This is a genomic window from Variovorax sp. JS1663 (assembly GCF_002157355.1).
In the GTDB taxonomy this organism is placed as follows: Bacteria; Pseudomonadota; Gammaproteobacteria; order Burkholderiales; family Burkholderiaceae_C; genus Variovorax.
This window is the reverse complement of record NZ_LYMK01000004.1, coordinates 19,177-42,137: the sequence shown is the minus strand read 5'-3', so window position 1 is coordinate 42,137 and position 22,961 is coordinate 19,177. Positions and strand designations below refer to the sequence as shown.

The 22,961-nt window shown below is 66.0% G+C and carries 20 protein-coding genes and 1 other RNA gene; 17 read left to right on the top strand and 4 right to left on the bottom strand.

Annotated features, from left to right (window positions below; genetic code table 11):
• Position 1 precedes the first annotated feature (1 nt).
• From pheA to gyrA, 4 genes are read right to left on the bottom strand one after another with little or no spacing between them, the layout of a single operon-like run.
• Positions 2-1,120: a prephenate dehydratase gene (pheA, locus tag A8M77_RS05155; RefSeq protein ID WP_086920485.1), complete on the bottom strand. Its 1,119-nt coding sequence runs from the start codon at positions 1,118-1,120 to the stop codon at positions 2-4.
• 18 nt (positions 1,121-1,138) lie between these two features.
• Complete coding sequence (gene serC / locus A8M77_RS05150) at positions 1,139-2,260, bottom strand: 3-phosphoserine/phosphohydroxythreonine transaminase (protein ID WP_272947423.1); 1,122 nt, start codon at positions 2,258-2,260, stop codon at positions 1,139-1,141.
• On the bottom strand, positions 2,257-2,832 hold the full coding sequence (locus A8M77_RS05145) for a DUF2059 domain-containing protein (RefSeq protein ID WP_086920484.1): 576 nt from the start codon (positions 2,830-2,832) through the stop codon (positions 2,257-2,259). The genes serC and A8M77_RS05145 overlap by 4 nt, the downstream gene beginning before the upstream one ends.
• Positions 2,829-5,477: a DNA gyrase subunit A gene (gene gyrA, locus A8M77_RS05140; RefSeq protein ID WP_086920483.1), complete on the bottom strand. Its 2,649-nt coding sequence runs from the start codon at positions 5,475-5,477 to the stop codon at positions 2,829-2,831. Before gyrA ends, A8M77_RS05145 begins: the two co-directional genes overlap by 4 nt.
• 225 nt (positions 5,478-5,702) lie before the next feature.
• Between gyrA and ompA the strand changes: the two genes are divergently transcribed.
• From ompA to ntrC, 17 genes are all read left to right on the top strand, one after another.
• Positions 5,703-6,359, top strand: a complete 657-nt coding sequence (gene ompA, locus A8M77_RS05135) for an outer membrane protein OmpA (protein WP_086920482.1) — start codon at positions 5,703-5,705, stop codon at positions 6,357-6,359.
• 112 nt (positions 6,360-6,471) lie between these two features.
• Positions 6,472-7,194, top strand: coding sequence for a bifunctional 2-polyprenyl-6-hydroxyphenol methylase/3-demethylubiquinol 3-O-methyltransferase UbiG (gene ubiG, locus A8M77_RS05130; RefSeq protein WP_086920481.1), 723 nt, complete (start codon positions 6,472-6,474; stop codon positions 7,192-7,194).
• Entirely contained in the window at positions 7,191-7,859 is a 669-nt protein-coding gene (locus A8M77_RS05125) for an HAD-IA family hydrolase (protein WP_086920480.1), read from the top strand. The genes ubiG and A8M77_RS05125 overlap by 4 nt, the downstream gene beginning before the upstream one ends.
• A gap of 12 nt (positions 7,860-7,871) precedes the next feature.
• Positions 7,872-8,259, top strand: a transfer-messenger RNA (tmRNA) gene (gene ssrA, locus A8M77_RS05120).
• 164 nt (positions 8,260-8,423) lie between these two features.
• On the top strand, positions 8,424-9,353 hold the full coding sequence (locus A8M77_RS05115) for a phytanoyl-CoA dioxygenase family protein (protein ID WP_143694548.1): 930 nt from the start codon (positions 8,424-8,426) through the stop codon (positions 9,351-9,353).
• A gap of 157 nt (positions 9,354-9,510) precedes the next feature.
• On the top strand, positions 9,511-11,106 hold the full coding sequence (locus tag A8M77_RS05110) for a class I SAM-dependent methyltransferase (protein ID WP_086920478.1): 1,596 nt from the start codon (positions 9,511-9,513) through the stop codon (positions 11,104-11,106).
• Between the two features lie 146 nt (positions 11,107-11,252).
• A complete protein-coding gene (gene ggt / locus A8M77_RS05105) occupies positions 11,253-12,872 on the top strand; it encodes a gamma-glutamyltransferase (RefSeq protein WP_238136731.1) in 1,620 nt (539 codons plus the stop codon).
• Positions 12,872-13,624, top strand: coding sequence for a pseudouridine synthase (locus tag A8M77_RS05100; protein WP_086920476.1), 753 nt, complete (start codon positions 12,872-12,874; stop codon positions 13,622-13,624). Before ggt ends, A8M77_RS05100 begins: the two co-directional genes overlap by 1 nt.
• A gap of 79 nt (positions 13,625-13,703) precedes the next feature.
• Positions 13,704-14,648, top strand: coding sequence for a YVTN family beta-propeller repeat protein (locus tag A8M77_RS05095; RefSeq protein WP_238136730.1), 945 nt, complete (start codon positions 13,704-13,706; stop codon positions 14,646-14,648).
• Positions 14,635-15,435: a polysaccharide deacetylase family protein gene (locus tag A8M77_RS05090; RefSeq protein WP_086920474.1), complete on the top strand. Its 801-nt coding sequence runs from the start codon at positions 14,635-14,637 to the stop codon at positions 15,433-15,435. Before A8M77_RS05095 ends, A8M77_RS05090 begins: the two co-directional genes overlap by 14 nt.
• A gap of 18 nt (positions 15,436-15,453) precedes the next feature.
• Entirely contained in the window at positions 15,454-16,425 is a 972-nt protein-coding gene (locus tag A8M77_RS05085) for a sterol desaturase family protein (protein ID WP_086920473.1), read from the top strand.
• Between the two features lie 37 nt (positions 16,426-16,462).
• Entirely contained in the window at positions 16,463-17,335 is an 873-nt protein-coding gene (locus A8M77_RS05080; protein WP_086920472.1) for an EI24 domain-containing protein, read from the top strand.
• Positions 17,332-18,132: a competence/damage-inducible protein A gene (locus A8M77_RS05075; protein ID WP_086920471.1), complete on the top strand. Its 801-nt coding sequence runs from the start codon at positions 17,332-17,334 to the stop codon at positions 18,130-18,132. Before A8M77_RS05080 ends, A8M77_RS05075 begins: the two co-directional genes overlap by 4 nt.
• 149 nt (positions 18,133-18,281) lie before the next feature.
• Positions 18,282-19,697, top strand: coding sequence for a type I glutamate--ammonia ligase (gene glnA / locus A8M77_RS05070; protein ID WP_086920470.1), 1,416 nt, complete (start codon positions 18,282-18,284; stop codon positions 19,695-19,697).
• A 139-nt stretch (positions 19,698-19,836) separates the two neighbouring features.
• Positions 19,837-20,343: a hypothetical protein gene (locus A8M77_RS05065; RefSeq protein WP_086920661.1), complete on the top strand. Its 507-nt coding sequence runs from the start codon at positions 19,837-19,839 to the stop codon at positions 20,341-20,343.
• On the top strand, positions 20,343-21,419 hold the full coding sequence (gene glnL, locus A8M77_RS05060) for a nitrogen regulation protein NR(II) (protein ID WP_086920469.1): 1,077 nt from the start codon (positions 20,343-20,345) through the stop codon (positions 21,417-21,419). The genes A8M77_RS05065 and glnL overlap by 1 nt, the downstream gene beginning before the upstream one ends.
• A 20-nt stretch (positions 21,420-21,439) precedes the next feature.
• Positions 21,440-22,948 (top strand): nitrogen regulation protein NR(I), encoded by a 1,509-nt coding sequence (gene ntrC / locus A8M77_RS05055; RefSeq protein WP_086920468.1) that lies wholly within the window; start codon positions 21,440-21,442, stop codon positions 22,946-22,948.
• Positions 22,949-22,961: the final 13 nt, after the last annotated feature.

The following is a 22,961-nucleotide window of genomic DNA, read 5'->3' as shown; positions in this document are numbered from 1 at the left end:
CTCAGGCGGTGACGGGGTAGGCGCCGATGACTTTGTAGAACGCGCAGAGCTTGCGCAGTTCGCCGAGCGCGGCGGCCACGTTGGGCTGCGAAGGATGGCCGTCGAGGTCGATGTAGAAGTAGTACTCCCACTGGCCGGTACGCGCCGGGCGCGACTCGAAGCGTGTCATCGAGACGTCGTTGAGCTTGAGCGGCACCAGGAGGTCGTGCACCGCGCCGGGACGGTTGGGCACCGAGACCACCAGGCTGGTGCAGTCCTTGCCCGAGGCCGGCGGCATGGCCAGGGTCTGCGGCAGGCAGATGACGGCGAAGCGGGTGCGGTTGTACGAGTCGTCCTGGATCGCGTGGGAGACGATGTGCAGGCCGAAGCGGGTCGCGGCCCGCTCGCTCGCCAGGCCGGCCCAGGCCGGATTGCCGGCGGCCAGGCGGGCGCCTTCCGCATTGCTGGAGACCGCGCGCCGCTCGGCGTGCGGCAGGTGCTTGGACAGCCATGTCTGGCACTGCCCGAGCGCCTGGGGGTGCGCCAGTACCGCCTCGATGCCTTCGAGCGAATTGGTGCTGCGCAGCAGGTGATGGCGCACCAGCAGGCTGACCTCGCCGACCACATGGGTCGGGGAGTGCAGGAACAGGTCGAGCGAGCGCGTGACCACGCCCTCGGTGGTGTTCTCGACGCCGACCACGCCGTACTGGGCGCTGCCGGCGGCGGTGGCATGGAAGACCTCGTCGAAGCTGGCGCAGTAGATCAGGTCGGCCGCGCCGCCGAAGTACTCGATCGCGGCCTGCTCGGTGAAGGTGCCCTCGGGGCCCAGCACGGCGACGCGCTGCGGCGATTCCAGCGCCAGGCAGGCCGACATGATCTCGCGCCAGATGGCGGCGACGTGCAACGACTTGAGCGGGCCGGGGTTGCTCTGCTGCATCTTCTCGATCACCTGCGCGACGCGGTCAGGGCGGAAGTAGGGCGTGCCCTCGCGCTTCTTGATCTCGCCCACCAGCTCCGCCACGTGGGCGCGGCGGTTGAGCAGGTCGAGCAGTTGCTGGTCGAGCGAGTCGATCTGCACGCGCAGATCGGCGAGGCTGTGGTTCGGGTCGGAAGCGGGGGGCTGAGAGGTCGGTGCGGTCATCGGTCGGATCGCAGGCGTCTACGCGTGCGACCGCTCGAATTCTCGCATGTAGCCCACCAGCGCCTGCACGCCTTCGAGCGGCATGGCGTTGTAGATACTGGCTCGCATCCCGCCTACCGACTTGTGGCCCTTGAGCTGCAGCAGGCCAGCCTCCCGCGCGCCGGCGAGGAAGGCGTCGTTGCGGCTCTCGTCGCGGAGGAAGAAGGGCACGTTCATGCGCGAGCGGCAGTCGGGCGAGACCCGGTTCTCGTAGAAGGCCGAGGCGTCGATGAAGTCGTAGAGCAGGCGCGCTTTCGCGAGGTTGCGCTGTTCCATCGCCGCGACGCCGGTCAGTCCGCCTTCGGCTTGCTGCAGCAGCCACTGGAAGGTCAGGCCGGCGATGTAGATGGCCCAGGTCGGCGGCGTGTTGTACATGGACTGGTTGTCCGCCACGATCCGGTAGTTGAAGGCGCTCGGGCAGATCTCGAGCGCGTGGCCCAGCAGGTCGTCGCGCACGATCACCAGCGTGAGGCCGGCCGGGCCGAGGTTCTTCTGCGCGCCGCCGAAGGCGAGACCCACGCGGCGCCAGTCGACCGATCGCGACGCCACGTGCGAGGAGAAATCGATGACCAGCGGCGCCCGGCTGCCCAGTGCGGCAAGGTCGGGCAGCTCCTGGAACTCCACGCCGTGAATGGTCTCGTTGGAGCAGATGTGCACGTACGAGGCGTCGGCGGAGAGCTGCCAGGTCGAGGGCGCCGGCATGCGCGTGTGCTTGCTGTCGGCATTGGAGGCCGCCACCTTGGCCTGACAGTAGCGCTGCGCCTCCTTCTGGGACTTGGCGCTCCAGCTGCCCGTGACCACGAAATCGACCGGGCCGCCGCGCGACAGGTTCATGGGCACGATCGCGTTCTCGCCGAGGCCGCCACCCTGCATGAAGAGAATGTGGAAATGCTCCGGCACCCCGAGCAGCGTGCGCAGGTCGGCTTCCGCCTGCGCGCAGATCGCGCCGAACTCCTTGCCGCGATGGCTCATCTCCATCACGCTCATGCCGCTGCCGTGCCAGTCGAGCATCTCGGCGGCGGCGCGCTGCAGCACCGCCTCCGGCATCGCGGCCGGGCCGGCGGAGAAGTTGTACGGGCGTCGACCCGCGGCCGCCGTCACTTCTTGGCAGGCGCCTTGGGCGCGGACTTGGCCGGGGGAGCACCCTCGGTCGGGGCGCCCAGGGCCTTGGCGACGTTGGCGTCCAGGGTGCGCATCTTGGGCTCGATGCTGGCGCGCGTTTCGGCGACCAGCTTTTCCGTCAGCGCGCTCTGCATCTTCGGGTTGAGCTCCTGGTACTTCTTGCTCAGGGGCGAGTTGATCCAGGCCAGCAGTTGGCGCAGCTCGTCTTCGCTGAAGTTGTCGCGCAGGATCGGGCCCAGGGTGTCGGGCGCGAGGTTCACTGCCTTGTCGCGCACGATCGGGTAGGCATCGTCGAAGTATTTCTTGAGCTCGGCATCGGCTGCCTTGGCGGCGGCCTCGCGCTTTTCGGCCGGCACCTGGGTCTGCAGGTATTGCGACCCGGCTTGCGCGATGGGTGCGCTGGACTGCTCGACCAGGCCGCGTGCCAGGGCTTCGATGCCCGGGCGCTGCAGATCGAGGAACTGTTTGACCATTGCCGCCTTGTCCTGGGCCATAGCCATCGAACTGCCGGCCACCGCCGCCGCGATAAGCGCGAGCTTGAGTTTTTTCACTGAGGATTCTCCGTTGAAGATGTTGAGGAAGCGTCGTCGGCGCCGTTGTCGCTGTCCGCGTTCGCATCGTTCTCGACGATGCGCTGCAGACCGCTGAGTTTGGCGCCTTCGTCGAGCCCGATCAGGGTGACGCCTTGCGTTGCGCGGCCGAGTTCGCGAATCTCCGCGACCCGGGTGCGCACCAGCACGCCCTTGTCGGTGATCAGCATGATCTCGTCGTCGGCATGCACCAGGGTGGCCGCCACGACCTTGCCGTTGCGCTCGCTCTGTTGAATCGCAATCATGCCTTTGGTTCCCCGGCCATGCCGGGTGTACTCGGTAATGCTTGTGCGTTTTCCGTAACCGTTTTCCGTGGCCGTGAGCACACTCTGCTCTTCGTCTTCGGCCACCAGCATGGCGATCACACCCTGGCCGTCTTCCAGCGTCATGCCTCGCACGCCGCGGGCGTTGCGGCCCATCGGGCGTACGTCGTTCTCGTCGAAGCGCACCGCCTTGCCGCCGTCGGAAAACAGCATGACGTCGTGCGCGCCATCGGTCAGCGCGGCGCCGATCAGGTAGTCGCCCGGGTCCAGGTCGACCGCGATGATGCCGGCCTTGCGCGGGTTGCTGAACTCGTCGAGCGCGGTCTTCTTGACCGTCCCCATGGAGGTCGCCATGAAGACGTACTGGTTGGCAGGGAACGTGCGCTTCTCGCCGGTGAGTGGCAGCACAACGTTGATCTTCTCGCCTTCCTGCAGCGGGAACATGTTGACGATCGGCCGCCCCCGCGAGCCTCGCGAGCCCGCTGGCACTTCCCACACCTTGAGCCAGTACAGCCGGCCCCGGTTGGAGAAGCACAGGATGTAGTCGTGCGTGTTGGCGATGAAGAGCTGATCGATCCAGTCATCTTCCTTGGTCGCCGTGGCCTGCTTGCCGCGGCCGCCGCGCTTCTGCGCCCGGTACTCGCCCAACGGCTGGCTCTTGATGTAGCCGGCGTGCGAGAGCGTCACGACCATGTCGGTCGGCGTGATCAGGTCCTCGGTGGACAGGTCGAAGGCGCTGTGCTCGACCTGGCTGCGGCGCACGCCCAGCTTGGTCTGGCCGAACTCCTGCTTCAGCGAGCTCAGCTCATCGCTGATGATGGTCGACACCCGCTCTGGCTTGGCCAGGATGTCGAGCAGGTCGTCGATCTCGGCCATCACTTCCTTGTACTCCGCGACGATCTTGTCCTGCTCCAGGCCGGTCAAACGCTGCAGGCGCATCTGCAGGATTTCCTGGGCTTGCGTGTCGGACAGACGGTAGAGGCCGTCGCCGCCGAGGCCGTATTCGCGGTCCAGGCCATCCGGGCGGTAATCGTCGGCATTGACCACGCCGCCGTCGGCGCGCGTGCGGGTGAGCATCTCGCGCACCAGCTTGCTGTCCCAGCGCCGCTGCATCAGCTCGGCCTTGGCCACAGGCGGTGTCGGCGCATTGCGAATGATCGCAATGAAATCGTCGATGTTTGCCAGCGCGACCGCCAGACCCTCCAGCACGTGGCCCCGTTCGCGCGCCTTGCGCAGATTGAACACCGTGCGCCGCGTCACCACCTCGCGGCGGTGCTGCAGGAAAACCTCGATCAGGTCCTTCAGGTTGCACAGCTTGGGCTGGCCGTCCACCAGCGCCACCATGTTGATGCCGAAGGTGTCCTGCAGCTGGGTCTGCTTGTAGAGGTTGTTGAGCACCACCTCCGGCACTTCGCCCCGCTTGAGCTCGACCACCAGCCGCATGCCCGACTTGTCGGACTCGTCCTGGATATGGCTGATGCCCTCGATCTTCTTCTCGTGCACCAGCTCGGCCATGCGCTCCTGCAGCGTCTTCTTGTTGACCTGATAGGGCAGCTCGTCGACGATGATCGCCTGGCGCTGGCCGCGATCGATGTCCTCGAAGTGGCACTTGGCCCGCATCACCACCTTGCCACGGCCGGTGCGGTAGCCGTCCTTGATGCCGTTGATGCCGTAGATGATCCCGGCGGTCGGGAAGTCGGGGGCCGGGATGATCTCCATCAGGTCGTCGATGCCGGCGTCGGGATGGCGAAGCAGGTGCAGGCAGGCGTCGACTACCTCGTTCAGGTTGTGCGGCGGAATATTAGTCGCCATGCCCACCGCAATACCGCCGGAACCATTGACCAGCAAATTCGGCAGTTTGCTCGGCAATACCAGTGGCTCTTTTTCGCTACCGTCGTAATTCGGGCCGAAATCAACAGTTTCCTTGTCGATATCGGCCAGCATTTCATGCGCAATCTTCGCAAGCCGAATTTCGGTGTAACGCATGGCGGCTGCGTTGTCGCCATCGACGGATCCGAAATTGCCCTGGCCATCCACCAGCATGTGGCGCATGGAAAAGTCCTGCGCCAGGCGGACGATGGTGTCGTAGACCGACTGGTCGCCGTGCGGGTGGTACTTGCCGATGACGTCCCCCACGATACGAGCCGACTTCTTGTACGGCCGGTTCCAATCGTTGTTGAGTTCGTGCATCGCATACAACACGCGCCGATGCACTGGCTTGAGGCCGTCCCTGGCATCGGGGAGCGCGCGTCCGACGATCACGCTCATGGCGTAATCGAGGTAGCTGCGGCGCATCTCCTCTTCGAGGCTGATGGGCAGGGTTTCTTTGGCGAACGAGGTCATGAGCAGCGTGCTGACGGCAAGGAACCGGAAATTTTACGCCGCCGAGGGTGTCGCACCGCCGCAACACAAGGCCGGGATTCCGCCTCCGTCCTACGTTTCCGGGGCGCCTCCCGGGCGGTTTGCCAACTATCCCATGGCACAATCGCCTCAACGTTTTGGGTGGTGGTCACTTAAAGCGTCCTTGATTCGCAGCGCGGCTGCGGCTTTTTCCCCAAGAGGAGAACCATGAAGAAACTGAATAAAGTGGCGATGATGTTTGCAGTCGCTGCGCTCGCCACTGCCGCCGGCGCGCAGACCCGTGTCACCGCCGCGAACGGTGGGCCCGTGATCGACAACTGGCAAAACGGCACCGGCGAATTGGTCTGGAAGAACGGTACGAACGAACTGTGCTGGCGCGATGCGAATTGGACGCCTGCGACCGCTGCCGCTGGCTGCGATGGCGCCCTGGTTCCGCCCCCGCCGCCCGCTGCTGCTGCTCCGGCGCCCGCTCCGGCCGCTCCGGCTCCGGCACCTGCTGTTGCTGCGTCGAAGGTCACCTTCGCCGCCGACGCCTTCTTCGACTTCGACAAGTCGGTGCTCAAGCCGGAAGGCCGCGCGAAGCTGGACGACCTCGTCTCGAAGATCCGCGACGTGAACCTCGAAGTGATCATCGCCGTCGGCCACACCGACTCGATCGGTAGCGATTCCTACAACCAGCGCCTGTCGGTCCGCCGTGCAGAAGCCGTCAAGGCCTATCTGGTCTCGAAGGGCATCGAACGCAACCGCGTCTACACCGAAGGCAAGGGCGAGAAGCAGCCTGTGGCTGACAACCGCACCAAGGAAGGCCGCGCCAAGAACCGCCGTGTGGAAATCGAAGTGGTCGGTACCCGCGCCAACCGTTGATTCCCTGGAATCAGCAAGACAACCCCGCCTCGGCGGGGTTTTTTTATGCCCGTTGCATTGCCGATTCAATGTGAATGTTTAAGAGCAATTGGCGCCGTTTCATAATCCGTACATGACCGATACTGTGAACGCCGACCCGGCCGAGCTTGCCAAATTTTCCGAGTTGGCCCATCGCTGGTGGGACCTGGAAAGCGAATTCCGACCGTTGCATGAAATCAACCCCCTGCGACTGGAGTGGATCGACAGCATCGCGCCGATCGCTGGGTGCAAGGTGCTCGATGTGGGCTGCGGCGGTGGAATCCTCGCGGATGCCATGGCCCGCCGGAATGCGGACGTGCTTGGCATCGACCTCGCGGACAAGGCGCTCAAGGTCGCGCAGTTGCACGCACTGGAGGCCGCGACGCGCGGTGTGAAGTACCGTCATGTCAGCGTCGAGGATCTGGCGGCCGAGCAACCGGAGAGCTTCGACGTCGTCACCTGCATGGAAATGCTGGAGCATGTCCCGCAGCCGGCCTCGGTTGTGGAGGCTTGTGCCCGGCTTGCCAGGCCTGGCGGCTGGGTTTTCTTCTCGACGATCCACCGCAACCTCAAGTCTTTCCTGTTGGCGATCGTCGGCGCGGAATACGTCCTGGGCATGCTGCCTCGCGGGACGCACGAATACCAGAAGCTGCTCCGGCCCAGCGAGTTGGCGGCGCATTGCCGCGCCGCCGGGCTCGAGTTGCACCACACCCGCGGCTTGCAGCACAACCCGATCACGCGACGCTACTGGCTCAGCGACGACACCAGCGTCAATTACATGTTTGCGACGCGGAAGCCCTCGGTGTCTCGGCGATGAGCACCACTGCTGCCATCCAAGCCGTCCTGTTCGACCTGGACGGCACGTTGATCGACAGCGCGCCGGACCTGGGTGCCGCTGCCGATCAGATGCGCGTCGACCGTGGCCTAGCGTCCCTCCCTTTGGAGCGCTACCGTCCCATGGCCGGCTCTGGCGCGCGCGGCATGCTGGGGGTCGCCTTCGGCATCACGCCCGACGCGCCGGACTTCCCGCCGCTGCGTGAAGAGTTTTTTGTCAACTACGAGGCTCGGATGCTGCGCACCCGCGTTTTCGATGGCGTGGCCGAGCTCGTGGCAACGCTTCGAGCGCGTGGCTTGCCCTGGGGAGTCGTCACCAACAAGTCGGTGCGCTTCACCGGCCCGCTGACGCGCGCCATGCCGCTGTTCGGGACGGCAGGAGCAATCGTCAGTGGCGACACGACCCCCTATGCCAAGCCGCATCCGGAGCCGCTTTTTGAGGCGGCGCGGCAGTTGGGCGTGATGCCTCAGCATTGCGTCTACGTCGGCGACGATGAACGCGACATGGCGGCCGGCCGGGCTGCCGGCATGCGGACAGTGGCCGCTGCCTATGGCTACATGGGCGCGGATGCGGACGTGACGCTCTGGGAAGCCGATGCTTCTATCAGATCACCCCTGGAGCTCTTGCAACTTCTGGAACGGCCCTAAAATGCATCGCTTGGGGCTGCATTGGTTTCGACGTGGGTTCGGAATCGCAGCGGTGCATGTCGAGCTGAATGTGCTCGTAAAACAGATTCAAACAAACTAACTGCAAACGACGAACGTTTCGCACTCGCCGCTTAATTGCCGGTGAGCTTTGCAACAGCAAGCCGATGGGCTGGGCAAGGGGGCGCTAGAGCAATCTGACGCCTCCCGGCTGCAAAGTTAATCCACATCGGCTGGCTTCGATCCGGGTACCTTGGGTCGAGGCGAGAACCAAGGGTACTGGCGGCCGGTGTAGCGTGCGACTGCGCGACACCGGTGGCGAGACCTAAAACAGATCGCTAAACATGTAGATCTGCGCGACGAAGGCTTGCGGACGGGGGTTCAAATCCCCCCAGCTCCACCATACATCTGCAAGACGCGTGCTTGCGTCCACGCTTCGGCCGGGGAGATTGTCGCGAATGCTGCTTTCGCGATGCTCCAGCCCAACTCGCAGAGCTAGGATGCGCCCCCGTTGGATCCAGCGAGCCGCCGATTCTGGCTGTGCCGCTCGAGATCCGGGAGCGCGCCATGATCCATATCGAGCCTGTCCAGCGAGCGCTGACCTGGGACGCCCTGTGCAGCGCCAGCTTCTGGCGCGGGGTCGCGCCCCAACTTCACATTAGTGGCATATCGTCAACTGCCGAAGCCACGCCACGTCAGAGCTACGAACGGCTTGCGCAGCGCATGGCGAAGGACGGCTACTTCGGCGATGGTGACGACGCCATCGGGCGCATGGCGCCACTGATCGGCGAGGGCGTGACGCAATGCATCGGCATGGGCTTGCCGGCCGTGTTCGCGTGGGTCTACGACGAACCCTGGGCCTGCTACGAACGGCTTCGGCCGCTTTTCTCGTACTTCCTCGGGGCTGACTACCGTCCTCTGCCCGCATTCTGGGCCTGGCACGTCGATCCGAAGAAGGGCGAAACCGGATGGAAGCCACACCGGGACAATCGCCACGACGCGCTGGCACCGGATGGCTCGCCGCGTGCGCTCACCTGCTGGATTCCGCTCTCGGACGCCAATCCGCTGAACAGCTGCATGTACATCGTGCCGGCGCACATGGATCCCGGCTACAACACGCCGGCCGGCATGCCGGAGCCTCCTATACCAGCGTTCGCCGCGCGTGCATTGCCGGCCACACCCGGCGACTACCTGGTCTGGAATCAACGTGTCATGCACTGGGGCGGCCCGACCAGCGAATTCGCCGAGCGTCCGAGAATGAGCATGGCGCTCGAGTTCCAGCGTGGCGACATGCCGCCGATCATGCAATCGTTCCAGCGTGGCGCCCATCTCCCGGTCATGCCATCCTTGCTGGAGCAGGCTTCCCGTCCGGACTTCGGCATGCGCTTGCGGTTGATCGCGCGTCAGATCCTGCAGTACCAGCACATGTATGGCTTGTCGCAAGAGCTGGCGAACCTCTCGACCTACCTGCTGACAGCGCGGACGCTCGACACGTAGCCCGGCGGCGGATCGGCAATTCTGACGCATTCTTTTGGCTTCCTCGCAGGTTGTTGCACGCGAGCTATAGTCGCGCTCGCTCGCGCCCGCGGCCGGAAGGGCTGAGCCGTCTGCATAGCCCGGCAGGTCGTGTCGCCGCGCGGCACCAGAGGAATCCATGGACTCATCGACATCGCCCTCGCTCTCGAACTACTACGACGTCGTTCCTTACGACTCTCATCCTTTCCCCCAGGCAACGATCGAGCATCTCGAAGCACTCGCCTTCCTCTTCGGTCTTGCCGCGCCGGCGCCTGCGCAGGCACGCGTGCTCGAACTGGGCTGCGCCGCGGGTGGCAACCTGATTCCGATCGCTGCGCGCCATCCGGACGCTCGCATGCTTGGCGTGGATCTGTCTTCCGTGCAGATCGCCCAGGGCCAGGCCGCCATCGATCAAGCGCAGCTCAAGAACATCGAGTTGCGCGCCCTGGACATCACCGGCATCGATGCGTCCTTCGGGCAGTTCGACTACATCATCTGCCACGGTGTCTACAGCTGGGTGCCGGCGCCGGTCCAGGACGCGATCCTTCGCGTGTGCTCGCAGAACCTGTCGCCGGAGGGTGTGGCCTACTTGAGCTACAACGTCTACCCGGGCTGGAAGGCGCGGGAGATCGTGCGGGACGCGATGATCCTGCGCGGCGCGCCGCGCGACGAGCCCAACGAGAAACTTTCCTATGCCCGCGGCATGCTCGAATTTCTCGAACAATCCGCGCGACCGGATAGCGTGCTCAAGAAGACTCTGGAAGAGAACATGCCGATCGTGCGCAACTCGGGCGCGTACTACCTGCTGCATGAATTCCTCGAGCCCCACAACGCGCCTTGCTACTTCAAGGAGTTCGCCGCGCGCGCGAGTGCCCATGGACTCAACTACCTGGCCGATGCCGAACCCTCGACCATGTTCGTGCAGAACTACGGCGAGAAGGTGCGCGATCCGCTGATGCGGGAATGCGGCGGAAGCCAGATCATGATGGAGCAGTACTTGGATTTCCTGGTCAACAGGACTTTCCGCCAGTCGCTGCTGGTCAAGCAGGAGCGCGCCGCGAACATCCGCTATCGCCTGGATGCCGAACGCATCCGCGCGCTCGAGTACGCCGGCGTGTTCTCGGCCGCGGACGGCGGCGTGCTCACGCTCGATGCCCGCGAGCAGGCCTGCAACGCGATCCGCAATCTGAAGGTCACGCTGCGGCAGCCGGTGCACAAGGCGGTGGCCCAGGTGCTGGACGAGCGCTACCCGGCCAGCATGTCGACGGAGGCGCTCATTGCCGCCGTGTCGGCGCGCACCGGCGAGCCTCGTGCCGCGGTCGACCCGGTGGTCATGGCGATGCTGGAGGAACTGGTGATCCTCGGCGCGGTGCGCATCCGACGGACGCCTCCCAATGCGAGCGTCGAGGTGTCGGCGCTTCCGCGAGCTTCCGCCGTGCAGCGTCGCGCGCCTGGGTTGGCGCTCAGTGCCGGGCCGACGGCGCTGGCCTGCAACCAGTGGCACGAATTGGTAGGCCTCTCGCTGCTCGAGCGCTGCCTGCTGCCCCTGCTCGATGGCGAGCATTCGCACGACGCCCTGGCGGAGCATCTCGCCGCGGAGGCGCGCGCTGGCCGCCTGCGCTTCATCAAGGACGAGAAGCCCCTGACGGACGAGGTGGCCCTGCGGGAATTCACGCTACGACAGGTGACGCTGGCCCTGCGCGACCTGCGCCGGAAGGCACTGCTTGAGGCATGATCGTCTCCTTGGAAAACAAGGAGACAACAGTGAAACAAGCCCAGTGGACTTCGATTCTGCGTAGCACCGTTGCAGCGGCGCTGGCGCTGGCCGGCGCGGCACAGTTGCATGCCGCCTCGCTGGCCCCGGCCGCAGCCGAGAACGGCATGGTGGTCAGTGCCCAGCACCTGGCGACGAAGGTCGGCGTGGATGTTCTCAAGCGCGGCGGCAACGCGATCGACTCGGCCGTGGCCGTGGGCTATGCGCTTGCGGTGGTCTACCCGGCGGCCGGCAACCTGGGTGGCGGCGGCTTCATGACCGTCCAGTTGGCTGACGGCCGCAAGACCTTCCTCGACTTCCGCGAAAAGGCGCCGCTGGCCGCCACGGCGAACATGTACCTCGACAAGGAGGGCAACGTCATCAAGGGGCTGAGCACGAACGGTCATCTCGCCGTCGGTGTGCCCGGCACCGTTTCCGGCTTGGAGCTGGCACGTCAGAAGTACGGCACCATGCAGCGCCCGGCGCTCATTGCCCCAGCGATCGCGCTGGCCGAGCGCGGCTTTGCGCTAGAGCAGGGTGACATCGACATGCTCGCGACGGCCACCGCCGATTTCAAGAAGGACTCCGCCTCCGGCGCGATCTTCCTCAACAAGGGCGAACCTTTCGCGGTCGGCCAGAAGCTGGTGCAGAGGGACCTGGCGAAGACGCTCAAAGCCATCAGCGCCAAGGGTCCTGACGGCTTCTACAAGGGTCCGGTCGGTGCCGCCATCGTGAAGTCGAGCCAGGAAGGCAAGGGCATCATCACCCAGGCCGACCTCGACCAGTACCAGACGCGCGAGCTGGCACCGGTCGAATGCGACTACCGCGGCTACCACGTGATCTCGGCGCCGCCGCCGAGCTCGGGTGGCGTGGTGATCTGCGAGATGCTGAACATCCTCGAGGGCTATCCGCTGAAGGACCTGGGCTTCCGCTCGGCGCAGTCCGTCCACTACCAGATCGAGGCCATGCGCCACGCTTACGTGGACCGCAACAGCTACCTGGGCGATCCCGACTTCGTCAAGAACCCGCTGGACCGCTTGCTCGACAAGGGCTATGCCGAGAAGGTCCGCGCCGTGATCGACCCGAAGAAGGCTGGCGTCTCCAAGGACATCAAGCCCGGCGTCGCGCCGCACGAGGGCAGCAACACCACCCACTACTCGATCGTCGACCAATGGGGCAATGCCGTCTCGGTCACCTACACACTGAATGACTGGTTCGGCGCCAAGGTTACGGCCGCGGGTATCGGCGTGCTGCTCAACAACGAGATGGACGACTTCACCTCCAAGGTGGGCGTGCCCAATCTCTACGGCTTGGTGCAGGGCGAGGCGAACGCCATCGCCCCCGGCAAGCGGCCCCTGTCCTCGATGAGCCCGACCATCATGACCAAGGACGGCAAGACTGTCTTCGTGGTCGGCACGCCGGGCGGCAGCCGCATCATCACCGCCGTGCTGCACACCATCCTCAACGTGGTGGACTACGGCATGAACGTGCAGGAGGCAGTGGACGCGCCGCGCTTCCACCAGCAGTGGCTCCCCGACGTGACCAACGTCGAGACCTTCGCGCTCAGCCCCGATACGCGCAAGATCCTGACCGACATGGGGCACAACCTCGGCGTGCCGCAGCCGGCCAACCACATGGCGGCGATCATCGTCGGCGCCCCCTCGCTGGCTGGCAAGGCGGTGGGCAAGAACCGCTTCTACGGTGCCAACGATCCGCGCCGCAATACCGGGCTGGCGCTCGGGTATTGATGCGTCTCGAGGACATCCTCTACACCCAGGGCTTCGGCACCCGGCGCGTCTGCGCCGGGCTCATCCAGCAGGGTTTCGTGCGGGTGGGGGAGGGAGTCGTCACCGATCCGGGCGCGGAGTTCGAGGCGCAGGGCCTGCGCCTCACGGTCCAGGGCGCCGAGTGGGCTTACCACGAGAAGGCCTACCTCATGCTCCACAAGCCGGCCGGCACCGAGTGCTCGCAGAAGCCTTCCACCTATCCCAGCATCTACACGCTGCTTCCCGCGCCCCTGCGCCAACGGCCCAACAAGGGTGCTGTGCAGGGCGTGCAGGCGATCGGCCGCCTGGATCAGGACACCACAGGCCTGTTGCTGCTGACAGACGATGGCCAGTTCATCCATCGAATGGGTTCGCCTCGGCACCATGTACCGAAAGTCTACGAGGTCGGCGCCAAGCATCCGGTCACGCAGGACCAGGTCGAGCGCCTGCTGGCCGGCGTCGTGCTCGATGACGATCCGAAGCCGGTACGGGCGGCGGATTGCGAGGCGACCGGACCGCAGCAGTTGCGGCTCACGCTGACCGAGGGCAAGTACCACCAGGTCAAGCGCATGCTGGCCGCCGTGGGCAACCGGGTCGAAACCCTGCATCGCTCTCGCATCGGCCCACTGGCGTTGCCTGATGATCTGGCGCCCGGTCAATGGCGCTGGTTGGAGCCCGAGCAGGTCGATGCCCTGCGAGGAAGGACGGCGAGGTCAGCCGATGTCCAGAGTTGATCGTTAAAATCCGAAGCCTTCTTCCGGAACTCCTCCCTTGCGCTTCAAGTTCTCCGTCCCAGGCCGCCTCGCGGCCTTTTTGTTTGCCTGCGCCGCCCTGCCGTCGCTGGCCGCCGAGCCAGCCCTGGTCTTCGTGCTCAATTCGCTTGACGCAACGGTGAGCGTGGTCGATCCGGTCAACTGGACCGAAAAGCAGCGCATTCCGACCGGCAAGGAGCCGCACCACCTCTACCTGACGCCCGACGAGCAGTCGCTGATCGTCGCCAACTCCGCCGGCGATTCGCTCACCTTCCTGAATCCCCGCACGGCCGAGGTCCAGCGGGTGGTCTACGGCATCATCGATCCGTACCACCTGCGCTTCTCGCCGGACATGAAGTGGTTCGTGACCGCCGGCAACCGGCTCAACCACGTCGACATCTACCGCTGGGACGGCAAGGAGCCCAAGCTGGTCAAGCGCATTCCCTCGGGAAAGACGCCCAGCCACATCTGGATCGACAAAAAGAGCACCACCGCCTACGTCACCATGCAGGACAGCGACGAGCTGGTGGCGGTCGACCTGGCCAGCCAGAGCATCCGCTGGCGCACGCCCACCGGGCCGATGCCCGCCGACGTTTTCGGCATCCATGACGGAAAGACGCTGCTGGTGGGCCTGACCGGCAGCGATGGCGTGCAGGTCTTCGACGTTGCGGGTGCCGAGCCCAAGGCGGTCGGCAAGATCCTGACCGGCAAAGGCGCCCACGCCTTCCGCTCGGGCGGCGACGGCCGCAGCGTCTTCGTCAGCAACCGCGTGGCGAACAGCATCAGCCGCATCGACCTGCAGACCCTCCAGGTCAGCGACACCTACCCGGTGCCCGGCGGGCCGGACTGCATGGACCTCTCGGCCGACGGCAAGACGCTGCTCGTCACCTCCCGCTGGGCCAAGAAGCTCAGCGTGATCGACCTGGCGACCCGCAAGGTCGTGCGGCAGGTGCCAGTGGGCCGCTCGCCGCACGGCGTCTGGACGCTCGACCATGCCAAGCGCTAGGGCTGCCGCCGCTTCCATCCTTCTGCTTGCCGCGGGCGTGCTGTCTACGGCCGCCGTGGCGCAGGGCAGTTGCACCAAGCCGCTCTATCTGACTTTCGACACCGGCCACATGGGCGTGGCGCCCCTGGTCGCCGAGGTGCTCAAGCGCCAGGACGTGCGCGTCACCTTCTTCGCGGCGGCCGAGCGCACGCTGACGGATGGCGACAGCCTGGACAACCAATGGGCGCCCTGGTGGAAGGCGAGGGCGGCCGAGGGCCATGAGTTCGCCTCCCACACCTACGACCATGCCTACTGGCGTGGCGACATCCAGGGTGCCGCGTCGCGCTTTCGCATCCAGCCATCGGCCGGCGCCTTCGCGGGCCGTCAGTTCACCTGGGATGCGGACCAGTACTGCGCCGACATCGCCAAGGCTTCCGAGCGGCTCCAGCACATCACGGGCAAGAAGCCCCTGCCGTTGTTCAGGGCGCCCGGCGGCAAGACCTCGCCGCGGCTGCTGGCCGTCGCCAAGGGCTGCGGATATGCCCACGTGGGCTGGTCGCCGGCCGGCTTCCTGGGCGACGAACTGCCGAGCGAGAAGTTCAGCAACGAGAAGCTGCTCGCCCAGGCCCTCGAGCACATCCAGTCCGGCGACATCCTGCTGGCGCACCTGGGCATCTGGTCGCGCAAGGAACCCTGGGCACCGGCCGTGCTGGAGCCGCTGATCGTGGGCCTCAAGGCCCGTGGCTTCTGCTTCCAGACGCTGCGCCAGCATCCGGCGTATCGTGACTGGATCGCATCGCATCCCTGAGCAACGCAAGGCGTGCCGATGGACTGGCTGACGGACCTCTTCTCCAGCGTGCAGCAGTGGCTGTTCGAGGCTGCCGTGCAGCCTCTGGTCTACGACGTCGGCCTCGGCGGCTGGGTCGAAGACGCATTCGACGCCACCGGCTGGCTGCTGGTCGGGCTGATCCAGATCGCCGTCCTGGTGGCCATCATCGGCCCGCTGCAGCGCTGGTGGCCGGTTGAGCCGGTGACCGACCGCCGCGCCATCCGCATCGACATCCTCTACACCCTGATCCACCGGCTGGGCCTGTTCCGCCTCGCGATGTTCTTCGCGCTCGACCCGCTGTTCGACGAGGCACTGGGTGCCGTGCGCTCGGCCGGCTGGGGCTCCCTGCACCTGGACCAGCTCTGGCCCGGCGTGACCGACGTGCCCTGGGTCGCCTTCCTGATCTACCTCGTGGTGCTGGATTTCGTCGAATACTTCATCCATCGCGGGCAGCACCGCTTCAACTGGTGGTGGGCACTGCATTCCCTGCACCACTCGCAGCGCCAGATGACCATGTGGAGCGACAACCGCAACCACCTGCTCGACGATGTCATCCACGACACGATCATCGTAGTGGTCGCTCAGCTGATCGGCGTGGCGCCGGGCCAGTTCATCGCCATCGTGGCCTTCACCCAGCTCAGCGAGAGCCTGCAGCATGCCAACCTGCGCCTGCACTTCGGCGGGATCGGCGAGCGGCTCTGGATCAGCCCCCGCTTCCATCGTGTGCACCACAGCATCGGCGTCGGGCACGAATCCAATGGCCCCCGCACCCTGGGTGGCCACAACTTCGGCGTGCTCCTGCCCTGGTGGGACATGCTGTTTCGCACTGTCAATTTCGAGGACCGCTTCGATCCCACGGGCATCCGCGACCAGGTCGAACCCGATGCCGGCGGCCGCCTGCGCGACTACGGCCGTGGCTTCTGGGCGCAGCAATGGCTTGGGCTGAAGCGGCTGGCCGGTCGCGCCTGAGTCCGGGGTCACGGGCTGGCGTTATCCTCGGCCTCCCATGCGTCTCCTTCTCGACTCCTTCTGGCGTTCGGTCGCCTACTGCATGCACCCGCGGGTGATCGTGCTGTCGCTGCTGCCGCTCGGGCTGATGATCGTGCTGGCGGCGCTCTTCGGCTACTTCTACTGGGACGCCACCGTGGCCTGGACGCGCGATGCGCTCGACGCCTGGCCGCTGATCGCCAGCTTCTGGGCCTGGCTCGGGCGCCTGTTCTCCAGCGACGTCACCACGGTGCTGGCGCCGATGGTGGTGGTGGTCGCGGCCACGCCCGTGATCGTGGTGGTGTCGCTGCTGATCGTCTCCGGCCTCATGGCGCCGGCGCTCACCCGCCTGGTGGCCGAGCGGCGCTTTCCTTCGCTGGAGCAGAAGAAGGGCGCGTCCTTCTTCGGCAGCATGTTCCGCGCGCTCGGCCTCACGGTGCTGGCACTGGTCGCGCTGGTGGTCTCGATGCCGCTGTGGCTCATCCCGCCCCTGGTGCTGGTCCTGCCGCCGCTGATCTGGGGCTGGCTCACCTACCGCGTGATGAGCTTCGATGCCCTGTCCGAGCATGCCAGCCCCGAGGAGCGCGCGGCCCTGCTGCGCGTCCACCGCCTGCCGCTGCTCGGCGTGGGCGTGCTGTGCGGCTACCTGGGCGCCGCACCCAGCATCGTCTGGGCTTCGGGGCTGCTCTTCGCCGCCGCCTTCCTGGTGCTGGCGCCGCTCGCGATCTGGATCTACACGCTGGTGTTCGCCTTCTCCGCGCTCTGGTTCGCACACTACTGCCTGGACGCCCTGGCGCAGCTGCGGGCGCAGCGCGCCGCGGCGGCCATTTCCACCTCGGCGGCCGAGTCGGCGGATGCCCGTGCCGTCGCAACCCAATGGGGAGCACCATGACCCGTTCGTTCGGCCTCATCGTCGTCGGCGACGAGATTCTCTCCGGCAAGCGCGCCGACAAGCACATGCCCAAGGTGATCGAACTGCTCGCGGCGCGCGGCCTGCAACTGGCCTGGGCCGAGTACGTAGGCGACGAGCCGGTGCGCATCACCGCCGCGCTGGGGCGCGCCTTCGCCTCGGGCGACATCGTCTTCTCCACCGGCGGCATCGGCGCGACGCCCGACGACCACACGCGCCAGTGCGCGGCCGCCGCGCTGGGCGTGCCGCTGGCCTTGCATCCCGAGGCCGAGGTCCTGATCCGCGAGCGCATGCAGGACACGGCCCGCGAGCAGGGCATTCCCTACGAGCCCGACCGGCCGGACAACGTGCACCGCCTGAACATGGGCGTGTTCCCGCTCGGTGCCAGGATCATCCGCAACCCCTACAACAAGATTCCCGGCTTCAGCGTGGCCGACGTGCATTTCGTGCCGGGCTTCCCGGTCATGGCCTGGCCGATGATCGAGTCGGTGCTAGACGAGCGCTACGGTCACCTGTTTGGGTACGGCCGCTCTCTCGAGAAGTCGGTGGTCGTGTACGGTGCCATGGAGGCCACGCTCACGCCGCTGATGGAGGCCATCGAGCGCACGCATCCGGGCATCCGCGTCTTCAGCCTGCCCAGCGTCGATCATCCCGAGCACGGGCGGCACATCGAGCTGGGCGTCAAGGGCGATGTCAACCGCATCGACGCAGCCTATGCGCAGCTTCTCGAAGGCCTGCACGCCTTTGGGGTGCGTCTTGGCCCTGAATTGGTGCGTTGATTGGGTGCGCACCAATTTGGTTACAACTCGCCTGCTTTTGGGGTCCCAACAAGGGGCCGGGCAGCGCTTGCTGCCCCTGACAATGGCATAGAACCTGCATTCCAGATTCCGCTGAATTTCCAACCACTACCGATCCAAGGAGAAGCCTGATGGCTAAGACCGTCGCCGATGTACTCAAGCTCGTGAAGGAAAACGAGGTCAAGTTCGTCGACTTTCGATTCACCGACACCCGCGGCAAGGAACAGCACGTGACCGTGCCGGTCTCGCACTTCGACGAGGGCAAGTTCAACGACGGCCACGCCTTCGACGGCTCCTCGATCGCCGGTTGGAAGGGCATCGAGGCCTCGGACATGCTGCTCATGCCCGATCCGAACACGGCCAACATCGATCCCTTCTTCGAAGAGACCACCCTGATCCTGACCTGCGACGTGGTCGATCCCACCGACGGCAAGCCCTATGAGCGTGACCCGCGCTCGCTCGCCAAGCGCGCCGAGGCCTACATGAAGGCCTCCGGCCTGGGCGACACCGCCTACTTCGGACCCGAGCCCGAGTTCTTCGTCTTCGACGGCGTGCGTTGGCAGAACGACATGTCCGGCTGCTTCGTCAAGATCGAATCCGAAGAGGCCTCGTGGAACACCGGCAAGGAATTCGAGCACGGCAACACGGGTCACCGCCCGGCCGTCAAGGGCGGCTACTTCCCGGTCCCGCCGGTCGACAGCTTCCAGGACATGCGCTCCGAGATGTGCCTGGTGCTCGAGTCGCTGGGCATCCCGGTCGAAGTGCATCACCACGAAGTCGCCAACGCCGGCCAGATGGAACTCGGCACCAAGTTCAGCACGCTGATCCAGCGCGCCGACTGGGTTCAACTGCAGAAGTACGTGATCCACAACGTGGCCCATGCCTACGGCAAGACCGCGACCTTCATGCCCAAGCCCATCGTGGGCGACAACGGCTCCGGCATGCACGTGCACCAGTCGGTCTGGAAGGACGGCAAGAACCTGTTTGCAGGCGACGGCTACGCCGGCCTCAGCGACTTCGCGCTGCACTACATCGGCGGCATCATCAAGCACGCCCGTGCGCTGAACGCCATCACCAACCCCGGCACCAACAGCTACAAGCGCCTGGTGCCCGGCTTCGAAGCCCCGGTGAAGCTGGCCTACTCGGCCAAGAACCGTTCGGCTTCGATCCGCATCCCCTTCGTGGCCAATCCGAAGGGCCGCCGCGTCGAGGCGCGCTTCCCCGATCCGATGATGAACCCCTACCTCGGCTTCGCCGCCATGCTCATGGCCGGCCTGGACGGCGTGGAGAACAAGATCCATCCGGGCGAAGCCGCCAGCAAGGACCTCTACCACCTGCCGCCTGAAGAGGACGCACTGATCCCGACCGTGTGCCACAGCCTCGACCAGGCGCTCGAGTACCTCGACAAGGACCGTACCTTCCTGACCAAGGGCGGCGTGTTCACCGATGCCTACATCGACGCCTACATCGACCTGAAGATGCAGGAAGTCACGCGCTTCCGGATGGCCACACACCCGGTCGAATTCGACATGTACTACTCCCTGTAAGGTGATCGCCCCATCGGGGCGATCCGCGTGAGAAAAGGACGGCCTGCCGTCCTTTTTTCATGGGCGGAACCACCCGCATGGCGATGGCATCGAATTGCATGAAAATGCCGGCTGGTTGCCCACTTTGCACTCGACGATCATGAAGACCTCTCTCGCTCTCCTGCTGGCCGCCGCGGCAGCGGCCGGCATCCCCATGCAGGCCCAGGCGCAACAGGAGCGCGTCTGGCGCTGCGGCAACGAGTACACCAACAACGCAACCCTGGCCCAGCAGCGCGGCTGCAAGATCATGGAAGGCGGCAACGTCACCGTGGTCCAGGGCAGCCGCCCGGTTGCCGCTGCCGCCGCAGGCAGCACCTCCACGGTTCGGGCGCCCGCCGGCAGCCCGCGCGTGGAGAGCACCGACCAGCGTGCCCGCGACGGCGAGGCCCGCACCGTGCTCGAGACCGAGCTCAAGAAGGCCGAGGAGCGCCAGGCGCAACTGCTCAAGGATTACAACAACGGCGAGCCCGAGAAGCAGGGCAGCGAGGCCCGCAACTACCAGAAGTACCTGGACCGCGTGGCCGAAATGAAAGCCGAGATCGCGCGCAACGAGAGCGACATCGCCGGCATCCGCCGCGAGATCGGCCGCCTGCCGGCCGCGCGTTGATGGCCTTCGGCAAATCCGCTGCCGCCGCCAAGCGCTTCCAGGCCTTCGACCTCCTCTCCACGCTGATCGCGGTGGTGCGCACCGACGGCTCGGTGCTGTTCGCCAACGCCGGTCTCGAGGACGCGCTCGGCACCTCCCGTCGCACCCTCGAAGGCTCCCAGTTCGGCGCCTGCTTCCACGAGCCCCAGGTGCTGCGCACCGCCATCGACGGCGCGCGCAGCAACGACTTCGCCACCCTGCGCTACGAAGCGCTCCTGCGCCGCGTCAACCACGAGCTGATGCCGGTGCAGGTCACGCTCGCCCAGGGCGACAAACCCGGCGAGCTGATCATCGAGATGTCGCCGCTCGAACAACAGGCGCGGCAAGACCGCGAGGAGCGCCTGCTCGACCAGGCGCAAGCCAACAAGGAGCTGATCCGCAACCTCGCGCACGAGATCAAGAACCCGCTCGGCGGCATCCGCGGCGCCGCGCAGTTGCTGCAGATGGAGGTCGAGTCGCGCGACCAGGTCGAGTACACGCAGGTCATCATCCACGAGGCCGATCGCCTCCAGACGCTGGTCGATCGCCTGCTCGCGCCGCACCGCCGTCCGCACGTGGTCGGCGACGTCAACATTCATGAGGTGTGCGAGCGCGTGCGCTCGGTGATCCTCGCCGAGTTCCCGCGCGACCTGCACATCGAGCGTGACTTCGACGTGTCGATCCCGGAGTTCCGCGGCGACCGCGAGCAGCTCATCCAGGCCACGCTCAACATCGTCCACAACGCGGCGCAGGCGCTTGCCGAGCGGCGTGCAGCGGGCGATGCCAGCATCACGCTCAAGACCCGCGTCGCGCGTCAGGTGATCTTCAACAAGCAGTGGTACCGACTGGCACTGGAATTGCATGTCATCGACAATGGACCGGGCGTGCCGGACACGATCAAGGACCGCATCTTCTACCCGCTGGTGTCGGGCAGGGAAGGCGGGACGGGCCTTGGATTGACGCTGGCGCAAACTTTCGTGCAACAGCACCATGGCGTGATCGAGTGCGACAGTGTTCCGGGCCGGACCGATTTCAAGATATTGATACCGTTGCCTTAGGACAGGGAAGAAGGAACTGCATGAAGCCGATCTGGATAGTGGATGACGACCAATCGATCCGCTTCGTGCTGGAAAAGGCGCTGCTGCGCGAGGACCTGCCCACCCGCAGTTTCACCAACACGCGCGAGGTGCTCGCCGCCCTCGAGGCCGCGGCCGACGACGAGTCGCAGGGCCCGCAAGTCCTGGTGAGCGACATCCGCATGCCGGGCGGTTCGGGCCTGGATCTGCTCGACAAGATCAAGGCCAAGCATCCCAGCCTGCCGGTCATCATCATGACGGCCTTCTCCGACCTCGACAGCGCCGTCTCGGCCTTCCAGGGCGGCGCCTTCGAATACCTGCCCAAGCCCTTCGACCTGCCGCGCGCGGTCGAGCTGATCCGCCGCGCGGTCGACGAGAGCCAGCGCGAGGAGGTGGCCGAGGAACGCATGGCGGCCACGCCAGAGATGCTGGGCCAGGCGCCGGCCATGCAGGACGTGTTCCGTGCCATCGGACGTCTGTCGCAGAGCAACGTGACCGTGCTGATCACCGGCGAGTCCGGCAGCGGCAAGGAACTGGTCGCGCGCGCGCTGCACAAGCATTCGCCCCGGGCCAGCGGGCCCTTCGTGGCGATCAACACGGCCGCGATTCCGAAGGACCTTTTGGAGAGCGAGCTCTTCGGCCATGAGCGCGGCGCCTTCACCGGCGCGCAGACCATGCGGCGCGGGCGCTTCGAGCAGGCCGAGGGCGGCACGCTCTTCCTCGACGAGATCGGCGACATGCCCTTCGACCTGCAGACGCGCCTGCTGCGCGTGCTGAGCGACGGACACTTCTATCGCGTCGGTGGCCACAACTCGGTCAAGGCCAACGTGCGCGTCATTGCCGCCACCCACCAGGACCTGGAGCAGCGGGTCAAGCAGGGCGGCTTCCGCGAGGACCTGTTCCACCGCCTCAACGTGATCCGCCTGCGGCTGCCCGCGCTGCGCGAGCGCGGCGAGGACGTCCCCGCGCTGACCCGCCATTTCCTGCAGCAGAGCGCCAAGCAACTGGGCGTGGAGCCCAAGCGTATCTCGGATGCGGCGCTGGCACAGCTCTCGACCTTCTCCTTCCCCGGCAACGTCCGGCAGCTGGAGAACATCTGCCATTGGCTGACCGTGATGGCGCCTTCGCAGTTGATCGAGGCCAAGGATTTGCCGCCCGAGGTGATGGTCGCCGCGCCGGCAGAGGCGCCGTCGGCGGCCGCGTTTGCCGCCGCGCCGGCGATCGAGGAACACGAGCCGGTGGTGAGCCCGTTGCCACAGGCCGTCGCGCCAGCCCCTGTCGTCGCTGCTGCTTCTGTTTCAGCCTGGGAAAGCGGCCTGGAGCAGGAAGCGCAGAGCCTGCTCGCGGCCGGCCGTCACGACGTCTGGGACACGCTGACGCGCCGCTTCGAGTCACGCCTGATCCTCACTGCGCTCGCCAACACCCGGGGCCGCCGTATCGAGGCGGCGCAGAAGCTCGGCATCGGCCGCAACACGATCACCCGCAAGATCCAGGAACTGGGCCTGGAATAGGCGCGGGCCAAAG